Raw genomic sequence first — 19,270 nt, forward strand, 5'->3', positions numbered from 1 at the left:
GGTTCGTGCCCATGGCGGTAGTCGGTGTGGGGATCGATCTCGTCTCCATACCCGACTTCGCTGAACAGGTCGACCAGCCGGGGACGGTGTTCGCCGAGACGTTCACGCCCGGCGAGCGGCGCGATGCCGCCGACAAGAGCTCGTCGGCGGCACGGCATCTGGCGGCGCGTTGGGCGGCCAAGGAGGCCGTGATCAAGGCGTGGTCCGGGTCGCGGTTCGCCAAGCGGCCGATGCTGCCGGAGGGAATTCACCGCGACATCGAGGTCGTCACCGACATGTGGGGCAGGCCGAAGGTCCGGCTCACCGGCGCCATCGGCGAGCATCTGAAGGATGTGACGATTCACGTCTCGATGACCCACGAGGGAGATACGGCAGCCGCGGTCGCCATCCTCGAATCCCACCCCTAAACCTGGCGAGCTGGGCCCACACCGAGGTCGCTAGCCTCGAACCATGAGTGATCTGGTGCAGCGGGTACGCGACGTCCTTCCCGCGGTGCGGGCGGACCTGGAAGACCTGGTGCGCATCGAGTCGGTGTGGGCCGATCCGGGGCGCCGCGGCGAGGTGCAGCGCAGCGCCGATGCCACGGCAAAACTGTTGTCGGACGCGGGCTTCAAAGACGTGCAGATCGTCAGCGAGGGCGGTGCCCCCGCCGTCATCGCCCGGCATCCGGCGCCACCTGGCGCGCCAACCGTTTTGCTCTACGCGCATCACGACGTGCAACCCGAGGGCGACCACACGCAGTGGCACTCGCCGCCATTCGAGCCCACCGAGCGAGACGGACGCCTCTATGGACGGGGTACCGCCGATGACAAGGCAGGCATCGCAACGCATTTGGCGGCATTTCGTGCCCACGGGGGGAACCCGCCGGTGGGGGTGACGGTGTTCGTGGAGGGGGAGGAGGAATCGGGATCGCCATCGTTGTCGCGGCTGCTGGCGGCCCACCGCGAGACGCTGGCGTCCGATGTCATCGTCATCGCCGACTCCGACAATTGGAGCACCGAGGTCCCCTCGTTGACGGTGTCGCTGCGCGGACTCGCCGACTGCATCGTCGAGGTGGCAACGCTGGATCACGGCCTGCATTCCGGACTATGGGGCGGCGTCGCCCCCGATGCGTTGATGGTGCTGGTGCGACTGCTGGCGACCCTGCACGACGACGACGGCAACGTGGCGGTCGAGGGCCTGTACGAAGCCAAGGCGGCCGACGTCGACTACCCGCCGGAGCGTGTCCGCGCGGAGACGGGCCTGTTGGACGGCGTCCGCGAGGTCGGCTCTGGCTCGGTGCCGCAACGACTTTGGGCCAAGCCGGCGATCACGGTGATCGGAATCGACACGACACCGATCGAGAAAGCGTCGAACACCTTGATCCCGCGGGCGCGGGCGAAGATCAGCATGCGTGTCGCACCCGGGGGTGACGCGGGCGAACACCTGGCGGCCCTGACGCGTCACCTCGAGCAGAAGGTGCCGTGGGGTGCGCAGGTGACCGTCACGCCCGGCGACGTCGGCCAGCCGTACGCCATCGACGCCAGCGGAGCGGTCTACGACGCGGCGCGTTCGGCCTTCCGGCACGCGTGGGGTGCCGAGCCGGTGGACACCGGAATCGGTGGCTCCATTCCGTTCATCGCCGAGTTCGCGGCGGCGTTCCCGTCGGCCAAGATCTTGGTGACCGGCGTGGAAGACCCTGCGACACAGGCGCACAGCGTCAACGAGAGCCTGGACCTCGGGGTGCTGGCACGCGCCGCGACCGCCGAGGCGCTACTGCTGGCGAACCTGGGTTCAGACGGACAGGTCGCGCCGTAGCTTGGCCACATGTCCGGTCGCCCGGACGTTGTACTGCGCCTCGGCGATCTTGCCCTTCTCGTCGACCACGAACGTCGAACGGATCACGCCGTGAACGGTCTTGCCGTACATCATCTTTTCGCCGTAGGCACCCCACGCGGTGAGGACTTCGCGGTCGGGGTCCGACAGCAGCGGAAACGTCAGCTTCTCTTTGTCTCGGAACTTGGCCAGCTTCTCAGGCTTGTCGGGGGAGATGCCGATGACGTCGAGTCCGGCGCCGTTGAGCTCGCCGAGGCTGTCGCGGAAGTCGCAGGCCTGCTTGGTGCAGCCCGGCGTCGATGCGGCGGGGTAGAAGTACACGATGACCTTGCGGCCCTTGTAGTCGGAGAGCTTGACGGTGTTGCCGTCGGCGTCGGTCAGGCTGAACGCGGGGGCTTTGGTGCCCACCTCGAGTCGCGGAGTCTCTGGCACGCGTGCGAATCCCCTCTGATGGACCGGTTCACTTCGATTAGTGCGAGCTGATCTAGGGTAGTTCCGCAAGGCACCAGACACCGAGCAGGGCTTGACGCGTATGGGAGATGGATGTGGCGGACCGCGACCCCGACACGATCAAGCAGGAGATCGACCAGGCTCGTGATCAGCTCGCGCTGACCGTCGACTCCCTCGCCGAGCGTGCGAACCCTCGAAGGCTCGCAGACGACCTCAAGGCCGGGTTGGTGGGGCTCGTCAAGAAACCGGCGGTGGCGATCTCGCTGGCAGGTGTCGGAACTGTCGTTATCGTGCTCGTCGTACGCCGGATCAGGCGGCGCTGAGGCGCCTCAGCTCAACGCCGGCGGGCGGAGCGGAACAAATCGGAGAACCAGGAGCTCGGCGGGTTGGCCACCCGGCCTAGGCGGCTGCAGTTGTACACCGCGACTGGACCCTGTCCAGTTACGTCGTCGTCGCCATGCGCCCCGTGCGCACCAGCTCCGAACGCTGCGCCAATCTGCGCCATCAGCTAATTTCCTGTCTCGTATTGCGCGCTGCCCGCACCCGGCGTATGCCCTGATCGTCAGCTAACGCGGACTCTAGCATCTATCCCGGTCTTTTGGCAGCTTGAAACGGGAGGATCTGTTGGCGGGGTTACTTCCGCAACTATCCTCGTCCCTGCGTAATCCGTACGACAACGTGACTTATGTGGCTTCCAGCACACTTGTTAACCGCGATTATCGGAGCCGGCCAGGGTATTTACGGAAACATGAACCGCAACGACTGAATGCGTGCTAGGCGGCGGGTGGAGCCGAAGATCGGCTCCGACGCTATTCGGAGAGATGAGTGCGCCGTCAGGGTTTCGAACCCCGGACCCGCTGATTAAGAGTCAGCTGCTCTACCAACTGAGCTAACGGCGCTGCGTGTGAGACGATAACAGGCCGCGCGGCGCAGATGAAATTGTTACTCGCCCGCCGCTGGAGAGCGACGCCGTCGTCGCGCCCCCGTCCGTCAGTGGCCCTAGACTATTCGAAGAGAATCATCTATTCGTGAGATGGAGCAAACAATGTGGCAGGTCAGATCCGTGGCCGGTCCGCGTCGCAATCGTCGATGGCTGACTGTCATCGCGCTCGTTCCCGCGGTCGTGCTTGGACTGTCGGCGTGCAGCAGCAACTCCGCGCCCCCGCTGCCGCAGGTCATCGCCGATAAGGGCACGCCCTTCGGCGATCTGCTCCTTCCCAAGCTGGCAGCGTCGGTAACGGACGGGGACGTCGGGATCAGCGCGGCGTCGCCGGTGACTGTCGGTGCCGAGGACGGCGTGCTCGGCGCGGTTTCCATGGTCAACGAGGACGGCGAGCCTGTGCAGGGCAAGCTGAGCAAGGATGGGCTGCAGTGGGCCACCGCCGAGCCGCTCGGCTACAACAAGCGCTACACCCTGACCGCTGAAGCGCTCGGCCTCGGCGGCGCCACGACCCGGCAGATGACGTTCGAGACGCACTCGCCGGAGAATCTCACGATGGCCTATGTGGTGCCCAGCGAGGGCGAGGTCGTCGGTGTCGGTCAACCGGTCTCCGTCCAGTTCGACGAAAACATCCCGAACCGGCTCGCGGCCCAGCGGGCCATCAAGATCACGACCAACCCGCCCGTAGAGGGGGCTTTCTACTGGCTGAACAACCGCGAGGTGCGCTGGCGCCCAGCTGCTTACTGGAAGCCCGGCACGACGGTCGAGGTGGCCGTCAACACCTACGGCGTCGACCTTGGTGACGGATTGTTCGGCCAGGAGAACATCACCACGCATTTCTCCATCGGCGACGAGGTGATCACCCGCATCGACGACAACACCAAGACGCTGACGGTCACGCGCAACGGCGAGGTGATCAAGACCATGCCGGTGTCGATGGGCAAGAACAGCACACCGACGAACAACGGCACCTACATCGTCGGGGACCGTCGATCGCACATGGTGATGGACTCTTCCACCTATGGCGTGCCGACGAACTCGCCGAACGGTTATCGCACCGAAGTGGACTGGGCCACCCAGATCTCCTACAGCGGGATCTACGTGCACGCCGCGCCGTGGTCGGTGGGCAGCCAGGGCTACAGCAATGTCAGCCACGGATGCATCAACGTGAGTACCAGCAACGGGCAGTGGTTCTACGACAACTCCAAACGGGGCGACATCGTGGAGATCGTCAACACCGTCGGTTCGACACTTCCGGGCACCGAAGGGCTGGGCGACTGGAACATCCCGTGGAGCCAGTGGAAGAGCGGCAACGCCGGCGTCTGACGACAAAAAAGTCAGGGAGCGAAATCGCTCCCTGACCTATTTGGGTGGCTGACGGGACTCGAACCCGCGACAGCCAGGATCACAACCTGGTGCTCTACCAACTGAACTACAGCCACCATCGCTGCAACATCTGCAGCGCCGTCGATACTAGCCGCTCGTGTGCTCGGCAGCCGAATCGATATCGTCCGCGTCGCTGTTCGGTGGGCCGAGTTGATTGGAAATCGCGGCGATCTCGCCGGTTGACGGGCCCGGCGGGGCGACGAAGGCGGTCTGACGGTAGTACTTGAGCTCGCGGATCGATTCGTGGATGTCGGCCAGGGCGCGGTGCGCCAGGCCTTTCTCGGGCTGGCCGAAGTAGATCCGCGGATACCAGCGCCGGCACAACTCTTTGATGGAGCTGACGTCGATCATCCGGTAGTGCAGAAATTCATCGAGCTTGGGCATGTCTCGCGCGATGAAGCCGCGATCGGTGGCGATCGAGTTGCCGGCCAGGGGAGCGGTCTTCGCCTGTTTGACGTGGGTGCGGATGTAGTCGAGAACGAGTTGTTCGGCCGTCGCCAGGTCGACAGTCGACGCCCGCACCTCCTCGGTCAGGCCCGACCGGGCATGCATGTCCTTGACCACGCCGACCATCGACGACAGCGCCTCGTCGTCGGCGTGAATAACCACGTCGAGGCCCTCGCCGAGGACGTTCAGGTCGGCGTCGGTGACGAGCACCGCGATCTCGATGAGGCGGTCATTCGTCAGGTCCAGGCCGGTCATTTCACAGTCGATCCACACGAGTTCGTCACGCACAGCGCTCACAGTACTGTTTTCGACCATGACCACTGACTCGAGCGCCCCTGGAGCCCAGCAGATCGCCGCCGGTTACGCGTTCGAGGGTCCGGCGCTGGAAGTGGGCACAGTCGTCGTCGACGGGGTTTGCGACCCGACCGCGCAGGTCCGCATCCCGTTGGCCACGGTCAACCGGCACGGCCTGGTCGCGGGCGCCACAGGTACCGGTAAGACCAAATCGCTACAGGTGATCGCCGAGCAGTTGTCGGCAGCCGGTGTGCCGTGCTTGATGGCCGACATCAAGGGCGATCTGTCGGGCCTCTCGCGTCCTGGCGAGGCAGGCGAGAAGATCCAGCAGCGGGCCAAGGACACCGGCGACGACTGGACGCCGACTGCCTACCCCGTGGAATTCTTGTCGCTCGGCACCAGCGGCATCGGCGTACCCGTGCGCGCAACCATCTCCAGCTTCGGACCGATCCTGTTGTCAAAAGTGCTGGGGCTCAACCAAACCCAGGAGTCCACCCTGGGGCTGATCTTCCACTGGGCCGACCAGAAGGGCCTGCCGCTGCTGGACCTGAAGGATTTGCGCGCCGTGATCCAGTTCCTCACCAGCGACGACGGCAAGCCCGAATTGAAGGCGTTGGGTGCGGTGTCCAAGACGACCGCCGGTGTCATCCTGCGGGCCCTGGTGAACCTCGAAGCCGACGGTGGTGACACGTTCTTCGGCGAGCCCGAACTCGAGCCCAAGGACCTGATGCGTCTCGACGCCCAGGGTCGAGGCATCATCAGTCTGCTCGAGGTCGGCGAGCAGGCCGCGCGGCCGGTGATGTTCTCGACGTTCTTGATGTGGGTGCTCGCGGACCTCTTCACCACGCTGCCCGAGGTGGGCGATCTCGACAAGCCGAAGCTGGTGTTCTTCTTCGACGAGGCCCACCTGCTCTTCACCGATGCGTCCAAGGCCTTCCTGGAGCAGGTCGAGCAGACCGTGAAGTTGATCCGATCCAAGGGTGTCGGCGTGTTCTTCTGCACCCAGCTGCCCACGGATGTGCCCAACGCCGTGCTCTCACAGCTTGGTGCGCGAATTCAGCACGCTCTGCGCGCGTTCACCCCCGATGACCAGAAGGCGCTCGCAAAGACCGTGCGCACCTACCCGAAAACTGGCGTCTACGACCTGGAGGAGGCGTTGACGTCGCTGGGCATCGGCGAAGCGATCGTGACGGTGCTTTCGGAGAAGGGTGCGCCGACACCCGTGGCGTGGACCAGGGTGCGGGCTCCGCGCTCGCTGATGGACACCATTGGTCCCGACGCCATCGCGTCGGCCGCGAAGGCCAGTCCGCTGCAGGCCGAGTACGGGCAGACGGTTGACCGCGATTCGGCCTACGAGCGGCTGTCCGCCAGAATGGCGCCGCCACCAGCTATGCCGCCGGCCGCCGACCCTCAGCTTCCTCCACCACTGCCCGTCGACGTCGGCGGGGCCACCGCCTCCGGCGAGGTGAAGAGCCGTGGAACCGCCGAGCCAGGGATGCTCGAGAAGGTGATGGACAGTCCGGCGTTCAAGAGCGCGATGCGCTCAGCGGGCACGGTGATCGGACGCGAGATCACCCGCAGCATCTTCGGCACCGGCCGCCGCCGCAGGCGCTGAATCTTTGCGAATTCGGCGCGCAAACCGACCGTCAGCGACGGTGAGCGCGCCCGATTCGCAACGAATCCGCTAGCCGCCGCCGAGCTTCTTGTAGACCGCGCCGACGATCGGCGTCACGATTGCGCGCGGTGTGTATCCCGACGCCACCGACATCGCCTTGGAGGTCACTCCGGGGACGACGCGCATCTTGTTGCGTTCCAGGGCATCCAGCGACAGTTTGGCGGTGTACTCGGTGGAGATCCACAGGAAGTCGGGGATGAGCTTCTCCACCAGCGACTGTTCGGTTTCGGAGGGTAGCGTCTCGCGGACCGGGCCCGGCGCAAGCAAGGTGACGTGCACGCCGTCGCGCTTCAGTTCGCCGCGCAGCGACTCGCTGAACGTGTTCGCGAACGCCTTGCTGGCCGCATAGGTCGCGTTGTTCGGTATCGGCGAATTGCCCGCCGCGGAACCGGAAATCAGGACGCCGCCCGCCCTGCGCTCCACCATCCCTGGGATAACCGCGAGCGCAAGATCGTGCACGCCAAGGACATTCAGCTGCACCTGGGCCTTCTCCCCGTCGACGGGAAGGGTCGCGACCGGCCCGAATGTCGCAGTGCCCGCGTTGGCGCACAGGATCGAAATGTTACGGACGGCCAATTCGTCGCAGAATTTTCCCCGTTCGGCAGGGTCGGCGAGGTCGACAGGACGTACTTCGACGGTCACGCCGTACTGCCCGGTGATCCGGCTCGCCAGTGCCCTGAGCACGTCCTCGCGGCGCGCGGTGATGATCAAGTGGTGCCCGCGGGAGGCGAGCTCAATGGCCAGCGCCTCGCCGATGTTCTGCGATGCGCCGGTGACGACAGCGCGGGCTTCCGGGCTGGGAGCGGGTACTGGCATGGGCGGGACTATATCGTTTGCCTTCATGAGCGAATTGCGGTCGTCCGCGCCAGCCGCGCGACGACCGCAGATCCTTGCCTGGGCGCTGTGGGACTTCGGCGCGACCGGGTTGAACGCGGTGGTGGTGACCTTCGTGTTCTCGATTTACCTGACCAATACCGTCGGAGACGATCTGCCCGGCGACACGAGCGCGACCAGCTGGCTCGGCTGGGCGCTGGGCGGCGCGGGTCTGTCGGTGGCGCTGCTCGCCCCGCTGACGGGCGTCTGGGTCGACGCGCCATGGCGGCGGCGACGGGCACTAGCGGTACTCACCGCGTCGACTGTCACGCTGACGTCGGCCATGAGCCTGATCCGTGACGACTACCGCTATCTTGCCGTCGGCCTCATGCTGGTGGCCGCCGCGTCGGCGAGCAACGACCTGGCCAGCGTGCCCTACAACGCGATGCTTCGGCAGCTGTCCACCCCGAAGACCTCCGGCCAGATCTCCGGATTGGGTTTGGGCCTTGGGTTTTTCGGCAGCGTCGTTCTGCTGCTGGTGGTCTACTTCGGCTTCGTCACCGGCGAGGGCGGGCTCTTGGGCATACCTGTCGCCGACGGTCAGAACGTCCGGGCCGCCATGCTTTTCACGGCGATCTGGTTCGGTCTCTTCGCGCTGCCGTTACTGATCTCGGCGCCCAGCCCGAAACCCGACCCGCTGCAGCAGCGCGAGAGCGCCGGGTTCTTCGGCGGATATCGCAAGCTGTGGGCGGAGATTCGCAGTGAATGGCAACGCGATCACAACGTCATCTATTACCTGATCGCGAGTGCGGTGTTCCGCGACGGTCTCACCGGCGTCTTCGCATTCGGCGCCGTGCTCGGCGTCAAGGTATACGGCGTCTCCGAGGCCGACGTGTTGTTGTTCGGCGTCAGCGCCAGCGTGGTCGCCGCCGTCGGCGCTGTCGTCGGCGGTCGGCTCGACGACCGGATCGGCGCCAAACCCGTCATCGTCGGCGCCCTGACGGCGATGATCGCGGTGGCGGGCACCCTGATGACTTTGTCGGGTGTGTTGGCCTTCTGGATCTGCGGGCTGTTGTTGTGCCTGTTCATCGGGCCGACGCTGTCAGCCGCCCGAACGCTGATGCTGCGGATGTCAGCCGATGGCAAGGAGGGCGTGGCCTTCGGCCTCTACACCACCACGGGGCGGGCGGTGTCCTACCTGGCGCCGGTGCTCTTCTCGACATTCATTGCCGTCTTCGGCACCGACCGCGCCGGGATGGGCGGGCTCATCGTGGTTCTGGCGGCGGGGCTATTGGCGATGCTCGCGGTGAAGACACCCGGCCGGGTGGCCGCCGCTTAGCCCGTCGTGGCGCAGATCGTCAGGCCGGCACCGCTGCGCTGCTCGAGAATGACGCCGTTCACGGATATCGAGCAGTTCACCTCGCGGCCGACATTGATGATGCTGATGCTCGCGGAACTGTTTGCGGGCTCTGGCAATTGGACCTCCTTGCTCCATGGGAGCAGGACGTTGAACTCCGTCTGCAGCAGTCCGCCGTTGTCGACGTAAGTGATGTTGATGGCCCGGCCGTCACCGATGACGTTGTAGACCACCGTCTCCGTGGGACCGGCTGGGGTCGTGCCGGTCGTGGGCGGTACCGACGGCAGGGTCGGAAGGGGAATCACCGGAACCGAGGGTGTGCGGGACGTCGTCGTCGGAGTTCGGGTCGGGGAGCTGGGCTCAGTCAGCGACGGCGGCGGTGCGACAACCGTCTCCTGGCGGGAGCTGCTGTCATAGACGACGACCAACGCGATTACCAGGCCGATGACGGTCAGCACCGCCGTCGCGGCCAGCACCCACAGCCAGCGGGGCGACTTGGGCTCATCCGGCGGCGGTTCGCCCGGCCCTTCTGGCGGATACTGCCCGCCATACTGGCCGGTCGAGTAGGGGTCGTAGCCGTACGGCGAGTACGGGGGCAACTGCTGGGTCGGAGGCGGCGTCGCGGGGTTCTGATAGGTCGGGCCGTACGGGGCCTGGCTCGCATACGCCGGGTCGGGGTATCCCTGGTAACCGCCACTCACCGGGGGCGTCGGGTCGGGCCCTTCGCGGAAGCCTGGTTGCTCATCACGTCCGCGATGTGGTGAATCGGTCATACCCGCCTCATGGCTGCGAGGGTACCTGTGCAGGCGCTCAGTCTGCTCCCGCCGCGACGGTTCGGATTGCTCTGACTGTCACGAGCACCACGTTTGGGGCCTGCGACCTCGGTTTACTCTGGTTCCGATGGCACAGCAGGTTCGTCGCGTCTACGGCGCATCGATGTCGCCGGACGCCACCGCGTTCGCGCACCTCGTCGATGACGGCGGATATCCGCGCGCGGTGCAGCGCTTCCTGCGCGGGTGGCGGGCGAGTTCGTCCCGGGACGTCGAACTGCCCGTAGTGGGCCCGGTGAACCGGGTCATGCATTCCGCGGACGGGTACTGGCTCGCGTGTGAGGTGGCGCCAGAAGGTGGATCTCGAAGCCAGATCTGGGTGGTGACAACCGATCCGGACGACCGCGATGCCCGCCGGATCGACCATTGGCCGGCCGGATCGTCCGAAGGCACCGCGGAGCTGATCGGTTGGGACGGCACCCGGGTCGCGGCGATCCTGACCGGTGACGACGGCGTTGGCAGCTCGTGCCTGATCGATCCCGCTGACGGCGCGACGGTGGTGCTCGACCGGCGGTCGGGCGGCAGGCTGGTCGACGCGTGGGCGGGAGCGGCACTCGTGCGGGTCGGGCCACGGGGCTACCGCGACCTCATCATGTTGCGCGGCCTGACCGAAATCGCTTTGCTGCCTTACGATCCCGGATCAACGACCGACAGCGGGATCATCCTGGACGATCACGGTCCCCGCCGCCTCCGCGCTGGATTGGAGGGGGATTCCTATGAGCTGTATCAGCCGTCGAGCGCGTCCGGCGTCAACAGCACCGACGGATATGTGCGTGCGCTGATCCGCAGCGAGAACGGCGCCGAGCATGCCCGGCTGCTCGAGGTCACCACCACTGCCGACGGGGTGTCCTACCAGGTGATCGCGGAACGACCGGGGTATGAACTCGACGAATTCACCGTCAGCGATGACCTCTCAACCGTGGCGATATTGTGGAACTTACACGGCGCCAGTGAATTACAGATTCTCGAACTGGCCGACTACACCGCATCCGCTCCTATTCCGCTACCCGGGATGGTGGCCAGCGAGCTGAGCATCAGCGCCGGTGGCTCGATGCTCGCGATGACGGTGGAGAGTCCGTCGATGCCGGCGACGGTCGAACTGGTCGATCCCCGCACGCGCGAATGGGAGCCCGTCGACCGCGAGCCGAGTATGGGTCCGGTGTCGGCTGATCCGACGCTGGAGACGATCACGGCACGGGACGGCCTGACGTTCACCGGTTGGCTCTTCCGGCCTCCTGAGGGCATCGAGACGATCGGCGCGATGCTTTTCCTGCACGGCGGGCCCGAAGGTCAGGGCCGTCCGGGCTACAACGAGTTCTTCCCGCCCCTGCTCGAAGCGGGTATCTCGGTATTCCTTCCCAACGTGCGCGGCTCTGGGGGCTTCGGCCGCTCGTTCATGCACGCCGACGACAGAGAGAAGCGATTCGCGGCCATCGACGATGTGGCCGATGCCGTGAGCTTCCTCGCCGACAACGGCCATGCCCAACGCGACCGCATCGCGTGCTGCGGTTGGTCCTACGGCGGTTACCTGACCCAGGCGGCGCTGACCTTTCATCCGCAGTTGTTCGCCGCAGGCATCAGCATCTGCGGCATGAGCGACCTGAACACGTGGTACCGCAACACCGAACCGTGGATCGCTGCGGCCGCCTACCCGAAGTACGGTCATCCCGTCAGCGACCGCGACCTGCTCGAGCAGTTGTCCCCGTTGCAGCGGGTGGATGCGTTGACCGCGCCGCTGATGCTCGTGCACGGCGCGAACGACACCAACGTTCCTCCCGATGAGTCGGTGCAGATGTGTACTGCCCTGCAGGCTCTCGGACGCACCGTCGAACTCCTGATGTTCGACGACGACGGCCACGAGATCGACAAGCGGGAGAACCGCGCCGTGCTGGTCAAGGCGATGCGCGAGTGGCTACTCGCAGCCTTTGTGCCACGTCAGACACCGTAGCCCGATCGTTGTCATTCCCAGGTTTGGGAAATTTTCTGCCGGGTAAACATGCTGCGTGCGCGCCGATTTGGGGCGCAATTAGAGATGGAGGCGCAGCATGCGAGGTGGTGGGCTACTCGGAGTTCTTGTGCTCATCTGGTTGCTGATCGGCGCGTTTGCGGCCTATCAGCGCGGTTACTTTGAAACCGGCGCTACAAACTGCGCCACGGCGGGGAGTATCGCCCTCACGGTAGTAGTTGGCCCGCTGAACTACGCGGGAGTCAATCCGAAGGTGGCGGACTGCAACATCCCGCAGCCCAGTCAATAGTCCACTGGCAGTTGATAGTTGAATAGAAAGGAAATCACGATGATTATCCTTGGAATCATCCTCGCGGTACTCGGCTACATCCTCGGCATCAGCGTTTTGACGACCATCGGTGTCATCCTGGTAGTCATCGGTGCCGTCTTCTGGATTCTCGGGTCCGTCGGGCGTCCCGTCGGCGGCCGCCGAGCCTGGTACTAACCGCTCACGCTCGGCGCGGCCGAGGCCAGCGCAGCAACCGTCATCGCTCGAAGGACGGCACGCTCGCTGGCCTCGGCCTTTTTCACCGCACTTGGTTTCACCGAGTGCGGTGTCGAATTCAGCAAGCCGAATGCCGCGTGCGCCATCAGGCGGGCATCGTCCTCGCGTAGGGACATATTCAACTGCCGCAACACATCTACCCAGATTTCGACGTACTGTCGCTGAGCCTTGCGTACCTGACGCTTGGCGGCGGGGGGCAGGCTCGGTAGGTCGCGGTCCTGAATGCGGATCAGGTCCGACTCGCCGAGCGCAAAGTCCAGATGGAAGTCGACCAGTCCGTCCAAGGCCGACCGAGGATCGGCGGCGCGGGTGATGACGTCGGTGGCACCGGCCAACAGGCGGGTGCTGATTCCCACCAGCAGCTCGACGAGAAGCGCTTCCTTATTGGGGAAGTGGCGATAGATCGCCGGTCCGCTGACACCGGCGGCTGCCCCGATGTCCTCTAGCCGCACCGCGAGATAGCCCCGTTCGGCCACGAGGCGTTCGGCCGCCGCGATCAGTTGTGACCGGCGGTCTGATTTGGCCTTGCTGCGGCGCGTCGCGGTCAGATCGGGCACCGAAGTGGAGGCCATGGACACACTCCAAACGCGCTGGTGGACATTTCAGTTAATCGTGACTAACATACCACGAGTTAGTCATCATTAACTCAACCGAAACGGGCTTTCCGACGATGACACCGCGGACGTCGCATCGCGAGGAGCATCTCGAGCTGGTCGCTCAGTTGCGGGCCAAGCTCGCCGCCGCAGCGCTCGGTGGCTCCGAGCGTGCGCGTGAGCGTCATGTCAGCCGGGGCAAGCTGCTTCCGCGCGACCGCGTCGACGGGCTAATCGACCCCGGCAGTCCGTTTCTCGAGCTGACACCGCTTGCCGCCGATGGCATGTACGACGATGAGTGTCCCGGTGCGGGCATGATCTCCGGTATCGGGCGCGTTTCGGGGCGCGAGTGCGTGATCGTCGCTAACGACGCCACCGTGAAGGGCGGCACTTACTACCCGATCACCGTCAAGAAGCACTTACGCGCTCAGGAGGTGGCCGGTCAGAACCGGCTCCCGTGCATCTATCTGGTCGACTCGGGAGGGGCGTTCCTTCCGCGTCAGGACGAGGTGTTCCCCGACCGCGAGCACTTCGGTCGCATCTTCTTCAATCAAGCCAACCTGTCCGCCGAAGGCATACCGCAGATCGCGGCGGTCCTGGGCTCGTGCACCGCCGGCGGCGCGTATGTACCCGCGATGAGTGACGAGGCGGTCATCGTCCGCAACCAGGGCACCATCTTCCTGGGCGGGCCGCCGCTCGTGAAGGCGGCAACCGGCGAGATCGTCACCGCCGAGGATCTCGGTGGCGGGGATCTGCACTCGAAAACCTCTGGTGTCACAGACCATTTGGCCCACGACGACCGCGACGCGCTACGCATCGTCCGGCGCATTGTGTCGACGCTGGGCCCGCGTGAGAAGCTGCCCTGGGATGTCAGGCCGACGATCGACGCGGTCGCCGACCAGACCGAACTGTATGACGTGGTGCCCGTTGATTCCCGCGTGCCCTATGACGTCCACGAGGTGATCACCCGGATCGTCGATGGCGGCGAGTTCGCCGAGTTCAAAGCCGAGTACGGCAACACGTTGGTGACTGGATTCGCCCGCATCCACGGCCACCCGGTAGGCATCATCGCCAACAACGGCGTGCTGTTCAGTGAGTCGGCGCTCAAAGGCGCACATTTCATCGAACTCTGCGACAAGCGCAGCACACCGCTGCTGTTCCTGCAGAACATCTCCGGGTTCATGGTGGGCCGCGACTACGAGGCCGGAGGTATCGCCAAGCATGGCGCGAAGATGGTCACCGCGGTCGCCTGCGCCAGAGTGCCGAAGATGACCGTCGTGATCGGCGGGTCGTACGGCGCGGGCAACTACTCGATGTGTGGGCGGGCGTATTCGCCTCGCTTCCTGTGGATGTGGCCGAACGCCAGGATCTCGGTGATGGGCGGCGAACAGGCCGCCTCGGTGCTCGCAACGGTGCGCGGTGAGATGACTCCCGAGGAAGAGGAGAGGTTCAAGGCGCCCATCCGCCAGCAGTATGAGGACCAGGGCAACCCTTACTACTCGACGGCGCGGCTGTGGGACGACGGTGTCATCGACCCCGCTGACACCAGAACCGTTCTCGGCCTGGCGCTTTCCGTGGTCGGCCAAGCTCCGCTAGAGCCGGTTTCCTACGGTGTGTTCCGGATGTGATGACATGATTGACATCCAGACAGTCCTCATCGCCAACCGCGGCGAGATCGCGGTGCGCGTGATCCGAACGCTGCGCGCGATGGGCATCCGATCGGTTGCGGTGTTCAGCGACGCCGACGCGGGCGCCCGCCATGTCGCCGAGGCCGATGTCGCCGTCAACATCGGACCTGCGGCGGCGCGCGAGAGCTACCTCGATATCGACGCTGTGGTCGCGGCCGCACAGCGCACCGGCGCGCAGGCGGTGCACCCGGGCTACGGGTTCCTCTCGGAGAACGCGCATTTCGCCGCGGCATTGCAGGCGGCCGGCATCGTGTTCATCGGACCACCGGTCGGGGCGATTCAGACGATGGGTGACAAGATCGCCGCGAAAGCCGCGGTGTCGGCATTCGGAGTGCCGGTCGTTCCCGGTGTATCGCGCCCCGGTCTGACCGACGCCGATCTGATCGCAGGCGCCGAGGACGTCGGGTATCCCGTTCTCGTCAAGCCTTCTGCGGGCGGTGGCGGCAAGGGCATGCGTGTCGTGCACGAGCCGTCCGAACTGGTCTCCGCATTGACCAGCGCGCGTCGGGAGGCCGGCTCAGCCTTCGGTGACGACACGTTGTTCCTCGAGCGATTCGTGTTGAACCCGCGGCACATCGAGGTGCAGGTGCTCGCCGACGGTTTCGGCAACGTGGTGCACTTGGGCGAACGCGAGTGCAGCCTCCAACGCAGGCACCAGAAGGTGATCGAAGAGGCGCCGTCGCCGCTGCTGGATCCGGCGACGCGGGCCCGAATCGGTGCCGCGGCGTGCGATACGGCGCGCAGCGTCCAGTACACCGGCGCAGGCACGGTGGAGTTCATCGTGTCCGCAGACCGGCCCGACGAGTTCTTCTTCATGGAGATGAACACCCGTCTTCAGGTGGAGCATCCGGTGACCGAGATGGTCACCGGTATCGACCTCGTCGAACAGCAAGTGTTGATCGCCGCTGGCAACAAGCTGCCGATCGGTCAGGACGACGTCACGTTGACCGGGCACGCCATCGAGGCGCGCGTATACGCAGAGGATCCCGGTCGCGGCTTTTTGCCGACCGGCGGCACCGTGCTCGGTCTCGTCGAAGCCGGGGGATCGGGCATTCGCGTCGACTCCGGACTCGCCGACGGCACAGCCATCGGCAGCGACTATGACCCGATGCTGTCGAAGGTCATCGCGCACGCCGAGGATCGTGCCGGTGCCATCCGCGCCCTCGACACGGCGTTGGCGCACACCGCAGTTCTGGGTGTCACTACGAACATCGAGTTTCTCCGATTTCTGCTGGCCGATCCCGACGTCGTCGCCGGTGATCTCGACACCGGGTTGCTCGACCGCCGCCTGCCCGACTTCAGACCCGGGGAACCGGGCGATCGCGAGCTGATCGCCGCTGCCGCCTACAAGTGGCTGCGGAGCTGGCCCGACCCCGTCACCGACCTGTGGGCTGTGCCGTCGGGATGGCGGATCGGGCTATCGGCACCGACCACCTTTCGGCTGCACAGCGGCGACCGTACCGACCACGTCCATCTCGCCGGGACTCCGGTGGCAGCGTCGGCTGCCGTCGAGGACGGCGAATCCCGCTCGTTGTCAACATCTCTCGATGGCGGCCGGTTGTCGTTGACACTGGATGGACTGCGAACCGAATACCTGGTTGTGGCCGTCGACGGGCAGATCTGGTTGTCCGGCACCGGGTTCACGGGCATGGTCGAAGAAGTACGGGAGGCACCCGTGCGGCCCGACGACGAATCGGGCGGTGATGCCGAACTGACCAGTCCGATGCCGGGTTCGGTGGTCGCCGTCGGTGTTTCCGATGGTCAACGAGTCGAGGCGGGAGCCGTGGTCGTGACCGTCGAGGCCATGAAGATGGAACACGCACTCACCGCGCCGGGCGATGGCGTTGTCGAACTACTCGTCGCCGTTGGCGACCAGGTCAAGGTGGGCCAGCCGCTGGCCCGGATCACCGCTAGTGAGAAAGCAGAACTCCCATGAGCGATTTTCTGGCGACGGGCATGCTGCCCGATCACTACGAGCAACTGGCGAAGACGGTCCGTGACTTCGCCCAGAGCGTGGTCGCCCCGGTCGCCGCCAAACACGACGAGGAGCATTCCTTTCCGTATGAGGTCGTGGCGGGCATGGCCGACATGGGGTTGTTCGGTCTGCCGTTCCCCGAGGAATACGGCGGCATGGGCGGTGACTACTTCGCGCTGTGCCTGGCGCTGGAAGAACTCGGCAAGGTCGATCAGAGTGTGGCGATCACGTTGGAGGCCGGTGTTTCGCTGGGTGCTATGCCCGTGTACCGCTTCGGCAACGAGGACCAGAAGCAGGAATGGCTGCCCTTGCTGGCGAGCGGAAAGGCGCTCGGCGCGTTCGGCCTGACCGAGGCTGGTGGCGGCACCGACGCGGGCGCGACGAAGACGACGGCCAAATCGGATGGATCAACGTGGATCATCAACGGCTCCAAGCAGTTCATCACCAACTCGGGCACCGACATCACCAAGCTGGTCACCGTCACGGCGGTCACCGGGGAGACGGACGGTAAGAAAGAGATCTCCTCGATTCTGGTGCCCGTTCCCACACCGGGATTCACCGCCGAGCCGGCCTACAACAAGGTCGGGTGGAATGCGTCGGACACCCACCCGTTGAGTTTCGACGATGTCCGGGTGCCGCAGGAGAACCTGCTGGGTGAACGCGGTCGCGGCTACGCCAATTTCCTGCGCATCCTCGACGAGGGGCGGATCGCGATCGCCGCTCTGTCCGTCGGCGCGGCGCAGGGCTGCGTCGACGAATGTGTGAAGTACGCCAAGGAGCGGGAGGCGTTCGGTCAGAAGATCGGCGCCTACCAGGCCATCGCGTTCAAGATCGCCCGCATGGAGGCGCGCGCGCACGTCGCCCGCACCGCGTATTACGACGCGGCCGCATTGATGTTGGCGGGCAAGCCGTTCAAGAAGGCCGCCGCGATCGCCAAACTGGTGGCCAGCGAGGCGGCCATGGACAACTCCCGCGATGCCACGCAGGTTTTCGGTGGCTACGGCTTCATGAACGAGTATCCGGTCGCGCGCCACTACCGCGATAGCAAGATCCTCGAAATCGGTGAGGGGACAACCGAAGTGCAGCTGATGCTGATCGCACGGGAGTCGGGCCTGTGAGCGAGAAGAAGGTCATCGTCCAGCGGGGACTGTGGTTCGAGGAGTTCGAGACCGGAGTGCTGTATCAGCACCGGCCCGGCCGCACCATCACCGAGGCAGACAACGTCCTGTTCACCACCCTGACCATGAACACCCAGGCGCTGCACCTCGATGCGGCGTTCTCGGATGCATTGCCTCCGTTCAACCAGCGCCTGGTGAATTCGATGTTCACGTTGTCCACGCTGGTCGGCCTGTCCGTGGCACAACTGACCCAGGGCACGATCGTCGGCAACCTGGGTTTCGGCGAGGTCGCCTTTCCCAAGCCCCTCTTCCACGGTGACACGCTCTATGCCGAGACCGAGATCACCGAGAAGCGAGAATCGAAAAGCAGGCCGGGGGAGGGCATCGTGACCTTCTCGCACATCGGCCGAAATCAGCACGGCGACATCGTGGCGGCGGCGTCGCGCAAGACGATGGTGCGCAAACGGCCCGAGGAGACGACCTGATGTCGTTGCCGAACATCGGTCCCGGCTGGCTGTTCTGTCCGGCCGATCGGCCCGAGCGATTCGAGAAAGCCGCTGCTGCAGCCGATGTCGTCATCCTCGACCTCGAAGACGGGGTGGCCGCCAAGGATCGGGAGGCCGCGCGCCACGCGCTGATCGAGACCCGTCTCGACCCCGCTCGCACCGTGGTGCGAATCAATCCGAGCGCGACGCCCGATCATCAGCTCGACCTGGACGCGCTCGCGCGCACCGACTACACCGTGGTGATGTTGGCGAAAACCGAATCGCCGCGGCAGATACGCGATCTCGCCCCGCGCGACGTGGTCGTGCTGATCGAGACACCGCTGGGCGCCTTGGAGGTCGGCGAACTTGCGCGCATGGAGAACGCGATCGCGGTGATGTGGGGCGCAGAGGATCTGTTCGCCGTCACCGGCGGCACCGCCAACCGGTGGCCCGACGGTAGCTATCGCGATGTCGCCAAACATGTGCGCTCGCAGAGCCTGCTGGCCGCCAAGGCCTACGGAAAGATGGCCTTGGATTCCGTGTACCTCAACATCAAGGACCTCGACGGCCTGCGCGCCGAAAGCGACGACGCGGTGGCAGTCGGCTTCGACGCCAAGGTCGCCATTCACCCATCCCAGGTCGCGGTCATCCGCGCCGCTTACGCACCGACCGACGAGCAGGTCGACTGGGCGAGGCGTGTCCTCGACACGGCCCACAACCAGAGGGGTGTCTTCCAATACGAGGGCATAATGGTTGATGCCCCAGTACTGCGGCGAGCAGAGCGCATCGTCGCGTTAGCGCCACACCCCGGCAGCTAGCCGACGAACCTCCCACCAGGGGTTCTGCTCCTATCGCCTCCGTGCTGAGCACCTCAGTCGCCTGACGGCGCGACCC

At 65.4% G+C, this 19,270-nt stretch carries 19 protein-coding genes and 2 tRNA genes; 14 read left to right on the forward strand and 7 right to left on the reverse strand.

All coding sequences use genetic code 11. From position 1 onward, the window contains the following. The first annotated feature begins 11 nt into the window (after positions 1-11). Together acpS and CSQ99_RS09385 are read left to right on the forward strand one after the other, a co-directional pair. Positions 12-407, forward strand: coding sequence for a holo-ACP synthase AcpS (gene acpS, locus CSQ99_RS09380; RefSeq protein WP_006241314.1), 396 nt, complete (start codon positions 12-14; stop codon positions 405-407). A 43-nt stretch (positions 408-450) separates the two neighbouring features. Then, a complete protein-coding gene (locus CSQ99_RS09385; RefSeq protein ID WP_099038789.1) occupies positions 451-1,797 on the forward strand; it encodes a dipeptidase in 1,347 nt (448 codons plus the stop codon). Here the strand turns inward: CSQ99_RS09385 and bcp are convergent. Next, positions 1,774-2,247 carry a thioredoxin-dependent thiol peroxidase gene (gene bcp / locus CSQ99_RS09390; RefSeq protein WP_099038790.1) on the reverse strand — a complete coding sequence of 158 codons (474 nt, stop codon included), beginning with the start codon at positions 2,245-2,247 and terminating at the stop codon, positions 1,774-1,776. The genes CSQ99_RS09385 and bcp overlap by 24 nt on opposite strands. Before the next feature lie 113 nt (positions 2,248-2,360). On the opposite strand from bcp, the gene CSQ99_RS09395 reads away from it, so the two are divergent. Next, positions 2,361-2,588 carry a DUF3618 domain-containing protein gene (locus CSQ99_RS09395; protein ID WP_099038826.1) on the forward strand — a complete coding sequence of 76 codons (228 nt, stop codon included), beginning with the start codon at positions 2,361-2,363 and terminating at the stop codon, positions 2,586-2,588. Between the two features lie 503 nt (positions 2,589-3,091). Here CSQ99_RS09395 and CSQ99_RS09400 read toward each other — a convergent pair. Beyond that, positions 3,092-3,164: transfer RNA gene (locus tag CSQ99_RS09400), tRNA-Lys, on the reverse strand. Positions 3,165-3,310: 146 nt separating this feature from the next. Between CSQ99_RS09400 and CSQ99_RS09405 the strand changes: the two genes are divergently transcribed. After that, positions 3,311-4,531 carry a L,D-transpeptidase gene (locus tag CSQ99_RS09405; RefSeq protein WP_099038791.1) on the forward strand — a complete coding sequence of 407 codons (1,221 nt, stop codon included), beginning with the start codon at positions 3,311-3,313 and terminating at the stop codon, positions 4,529-4,531. Between the two features lie 43 nt (positions 4,532-4,574). Here CSQ99_RS09405 and CSQ99_RS09410 read toward each other — a convergent pair. Together CSQ99_RS09410 and orn are read right to left on the reverse strand one after the other, a co-directional pair. Then, a tRNA-His gene (locus CSQ99_RS09410) sits at positions 4,575-4,647 on the reverse strand. A 31-nt stretch (positions 4,648-4,678) separates the two neighbouring features. Beyond that, entirely contained in the window at positions 4,679-5,326 is a 648-nt protein-coding gene (orn, locus tag CSQ99_RS09415) for an oligoribonuclease (RefSeq protein WP_176560946.1), read from the reverse strand. A gap of 25 nt (positions 5,327-5,351) precedes the next feature. Between orn and CSQ99_RS09420 the strand changes: the two genes are divergently transcribed. Then, positions 5,352-6,947 carry a helicase HerA-like domain-containing protein gene (locus CSQ99_RS09420; RefSeq protein ID WP_099038793.1) on the forward strand — a complete coding sequence of 532 codons (1,596 nt, stop codon included), beginning with the start codon at positions 5,352-5,354 and terminating at the stop codon, positions 6,945-6,947. Between the two features lie 69 nt (positions 6,948-7,016). On the opposite strand, the gene cmrA is transcribed toward CSQ99_RS09420, so the two are convergent. Further along, positions 7,017-7,823 carry a mycolate reductase gene (gene cmrA, locus CSQ99_RS09425; protein WP_099038794.1) on the reverse strand — a complete coding sequence of 269 codons (807 nt, stop codon included), beginning with the start codon at positions 7,821-7,823 and terminating at the stop codon, positions 7,017-7,019. Positions 7,824-7,848: 25 nt separating this feature from the next. Here cmrA and CSQ99_RS09430 point away from each other — a divergent pair, with 25 nt between their 5' ends. Then, positions 7,849-9,159 (forward strand): MFS transporter, encoded by a 1,311-nt coding sequence (locus tag CSQ99_RS09430; protein WP_099038795.1) that lies wholly within the window; start codon positions 7,849-7,851, stop codon positions 9,157-9,159. Here CSQ99_RS09430 and CSQ99_RS09435 read toward each other — a convergent pair. After that, positions 9,156-9,950 (reverse strand): MmpS family transport accessory protein, encoded by a 795-nt coding sequence (locus CSQ99_RS09435; protein ID WP_099038796.1) that lies wholly within the window; start codon positions 9,948-9,950, stop codon positions 9,156-9,158. The genes CSQ99_RS09430 and CSQ99_RS09435 overlap by 4 nt on opposite strands. Positions 9,951-10,077: 127 nt before the next feature. Here CSQ99_RS09435 and CSQ99_RS09440 point away from each other — a divergent pair, with 127 nt between their 5' ends. The 3 genes from CSQ99_RS09440 to CSQ99_RS30940 all read left to right on the forward strand — a co-directional run bounded on the left by CSQ99_RS09440 (position 10,078) and on the right by CSQ99_RS30940 (position 12,457). After that, positions 10,078-11,955, forward strand: a complete 1,878-nt coding sequence (locus CSQ99_RS09440; protein WP_099038797.1) for an alpha/beta hydrolase family protein — start codon at positions 10,078-10,080, stop codon at positions 11,953-11,955. Positions 11,956-12,052: 97 nt separating this feature from the next. Continuing rightward, a complete protein-coding gene (locus CSQ99_RS31280) occupies positions 12,053-12,262 on the forward strand; it encodes a hypothetical protein (RefSeq protein ID WP_099038798.1) in 210 nt (69 codons plus the stop codon). Positions 12,263-12,301: 39 nt separating this feature from the next. Beyond that, positions 12,302-12,457: a DUF6131 family protein gene (locus tag CSQ99_RS30940; RefSeq protein ID WP_099038799.1), complete on the forward strand. Its 156-nt coding sequence runs from the start codon at positions 12,302-12,304 to the stop codon at positions 12,455-12,457. Here CSQ99_RS30940 and CSQ99_RS09455 read toward each other — a convergent pair. Continuing rightward, positions 12,454-13,089: an SACE_7040 family transcriptional regulator gene (locus tag CSQ99_RS09455; RefSeq protein WP_099038800.1), complete on the reverse strand. Its 636-nt coding sequence runs from the start codon at positions 13,087-13,089 to the stop codon at positions 12,454-12,456. The genes CSQ99_RS30940 and CSQ99_RS09455 overlap by 4 nt on opposite strands. Before the next feature lie 98 nt (positions 13,090-13,187). On the opposite strand from CSQ99_RS09455, the gene CSQ99_RS09460 reads away from it, so the two are divergent. From CSQ99_RS09460 to CSQ99_RS09480, 5 genes are read left to right on the forward strand one after another with little or no spacing between them, the layout of a single operon-like run. Continuing rightward, positions 13,188-14,738 (forward strand): carboxyl transferase domain-containing protein, encoded by a 1,551-nt coding sequence (locus tag CSQ99_RS09460; RefSeq protein WP_099038801.1) that lies wholly within the window; start codon positions 13,188-13,190, stop codon positions 14,736-14,738. 4 nt (positions 14,739-14,742) lie between these two features. Next, positions 14,743-16,734 (forward strand): acetyl/propionyl/methylcrotonyl-CoA carboxylase subunit alpha, encoded by a 1,992-nt coding sequence (locus CSQ99_RS09465; RefSeq protein ID WP_099038802.1) that lies wholly within the window; start codon positions 14,743-14,745, stop codon positions 16,732-16,734. Continuing rightward, entirely contained in the window at positions 16,731-17,891 is a 1,161-nt protein-coding gene (locus CSQ99_RS09470; protein ID WP_099038803.1) for an acyl-CoA dehydrogenase family protein, read from the forward strand. Before CSQ99_RS09465 ends, CSQ99_RS09470 begins: the two co-directional genes overlap by 4 nt. Further along, positions 17,888-18,376 carry a MaoC family dehydratase gene (locus tag CSQ99_RS09475; protein ID WP_099038804.1) on the forward strand — a complete coding sequence of 163 codons (489 nt, stop codon included), beginning with the start codon at positions 17,888-17,890 and terminating at the stop codon, positions 18,374-18,376. Before CSQ99_RS09470 ends, CSQ99_RS09475 begins: the two co-directional genes overlap by 4 nt. Further along, positions 18,376-19,194: an HpcH/HpaI aldolase/citrate lyase family protein gene (locus CSQ99_RS09480; protein WP_099038805.1), complete on the forward strand. Its 819-nt coding sequence runs from the start codon at positions 18,376-18,378 to the stop codon at positions 19,192-19,194. The genes CSQ99_RS09475 and CSQ99_RS09480 overlap by 1 nt, the downstream gene beginning before the upstream one ends. The last annotated feature ends 76 nt before the right edge of the window (positions 19,195-19,270 follow it).

The organism is Mycobacterium neglectum (assembly GCF_002591975.1).
GTDB lineage: Bacteria > Actinomycetota > Actinomycetes > Mycobacteriales > Mycobacteriaceae > Mycobacterium > Mycobacterium neglectum.

Bases quoted from the DNA above. Each gene is read 5' to 3' on its own strand.
- acpS (WP_006241314.1), top strand. From the start codon at position 12: ATGGCGGTAGTCGGTGTGGGGATCGATCTCGTCTCCATACCCGACTTC.
- CSQ99_RS09470 (WP_099038803.1), top strand. From the start codon at position 16,731: ATGAGCGATTTTCTGGCGACGGGCATGCTGCCCGATCACTACGAGCAA.
- cmrA (WP_099038794.1), bottom strand. From the start codon at position 7,823: ATGCCAGTACCCGCTCCCAGCCCGGAAGCCCGCGCTGTCGTCACCGGC.
- CSQ99_RS09430 (WP_099038795.1), top strand. From the start codon at position 7,849: ATGAGCGAATTGCGGTCGTCCGCGCCAGCCGCGCGACGACCGCAGATC.
- CSQ99_RS09440 (WP_099038797.1), top strand. From the start codon at position 10,078: ATGGCACAGCAGGTTCGTCGCGTCTACGGCGCATCGATGTCGCCGGAC.
- CSQ99_RS09465 (WP_099038802.1), top strand. From the start codon at position 14,743: ATGATTGACATCCAGACAGTCCTCATCGCCAACCGCGGCGAGATCGCG.
- CSQ99_RS09420 (WP_099038793.1), top strand. From the start codon at position 5,352: ATGACCACTGACTCGAGCGCCCCTGGAGCCCAGCAGATCGCCGCCGGT.
- CSQ99_RS09460 (WP_099038801.1), top strand. From the start codon at position 13,188: ATGACACCGCGGACGTCGCATCGCGAGGAGCATCTCGAGCTGGTCGCT.
- CSQ99_RS09405 (WP_099038791.1), top strand. From the start codon at position 3,311: ATGTGGCAGGTCAGATCCGTGGCCGGTCCGCGTCGCAATCGTCGATGG.
- CSQ99_RS30940 (WP_099038799.1), top strand. From the start codon at position 12,302: ATGATTATCCTTGGAATCATCCTCGCGGTACTCGGCTACATCCTCGGC.
- CSQ99_RS09385 (WP_099038789.1), top strand. From the start codon at position 451: ATGAGTGATCTGGTGCAGCGGGTACGCGACGTCCTTCCCGCGGTGCGG.
- CSQ99_RS09435 (WP_099038796.1), bottom strand. From the start codon at position 9,950: ATGACCGATTCACCACATCGCGGACGTGATGAGCAACCAGGCTTCCGC.
- CSQ99_RS09455 (WP_099038800.1), bottom strand. From the start codon at position 13,089: ATGGCCTCCACTTCGGTGCCCGATCTGACCGCGACGCGCCGCAGCAAG.
- CSQ99_RS31280 (WP_099038798.1), top strand. From the start codon at position 12,053: ATGCGAGGTGGTGGGCTACTCGGAGTTCTTGTGCTCATCTGGTTGCTG.
- CSQ99_RS09480 (WP_099038805.1), top strand. From the start codon at position 18,376: ATGTCGTTGCCGAACATCGGTCCCGGCTGGCTGTTCTGTCCGGCCGAT.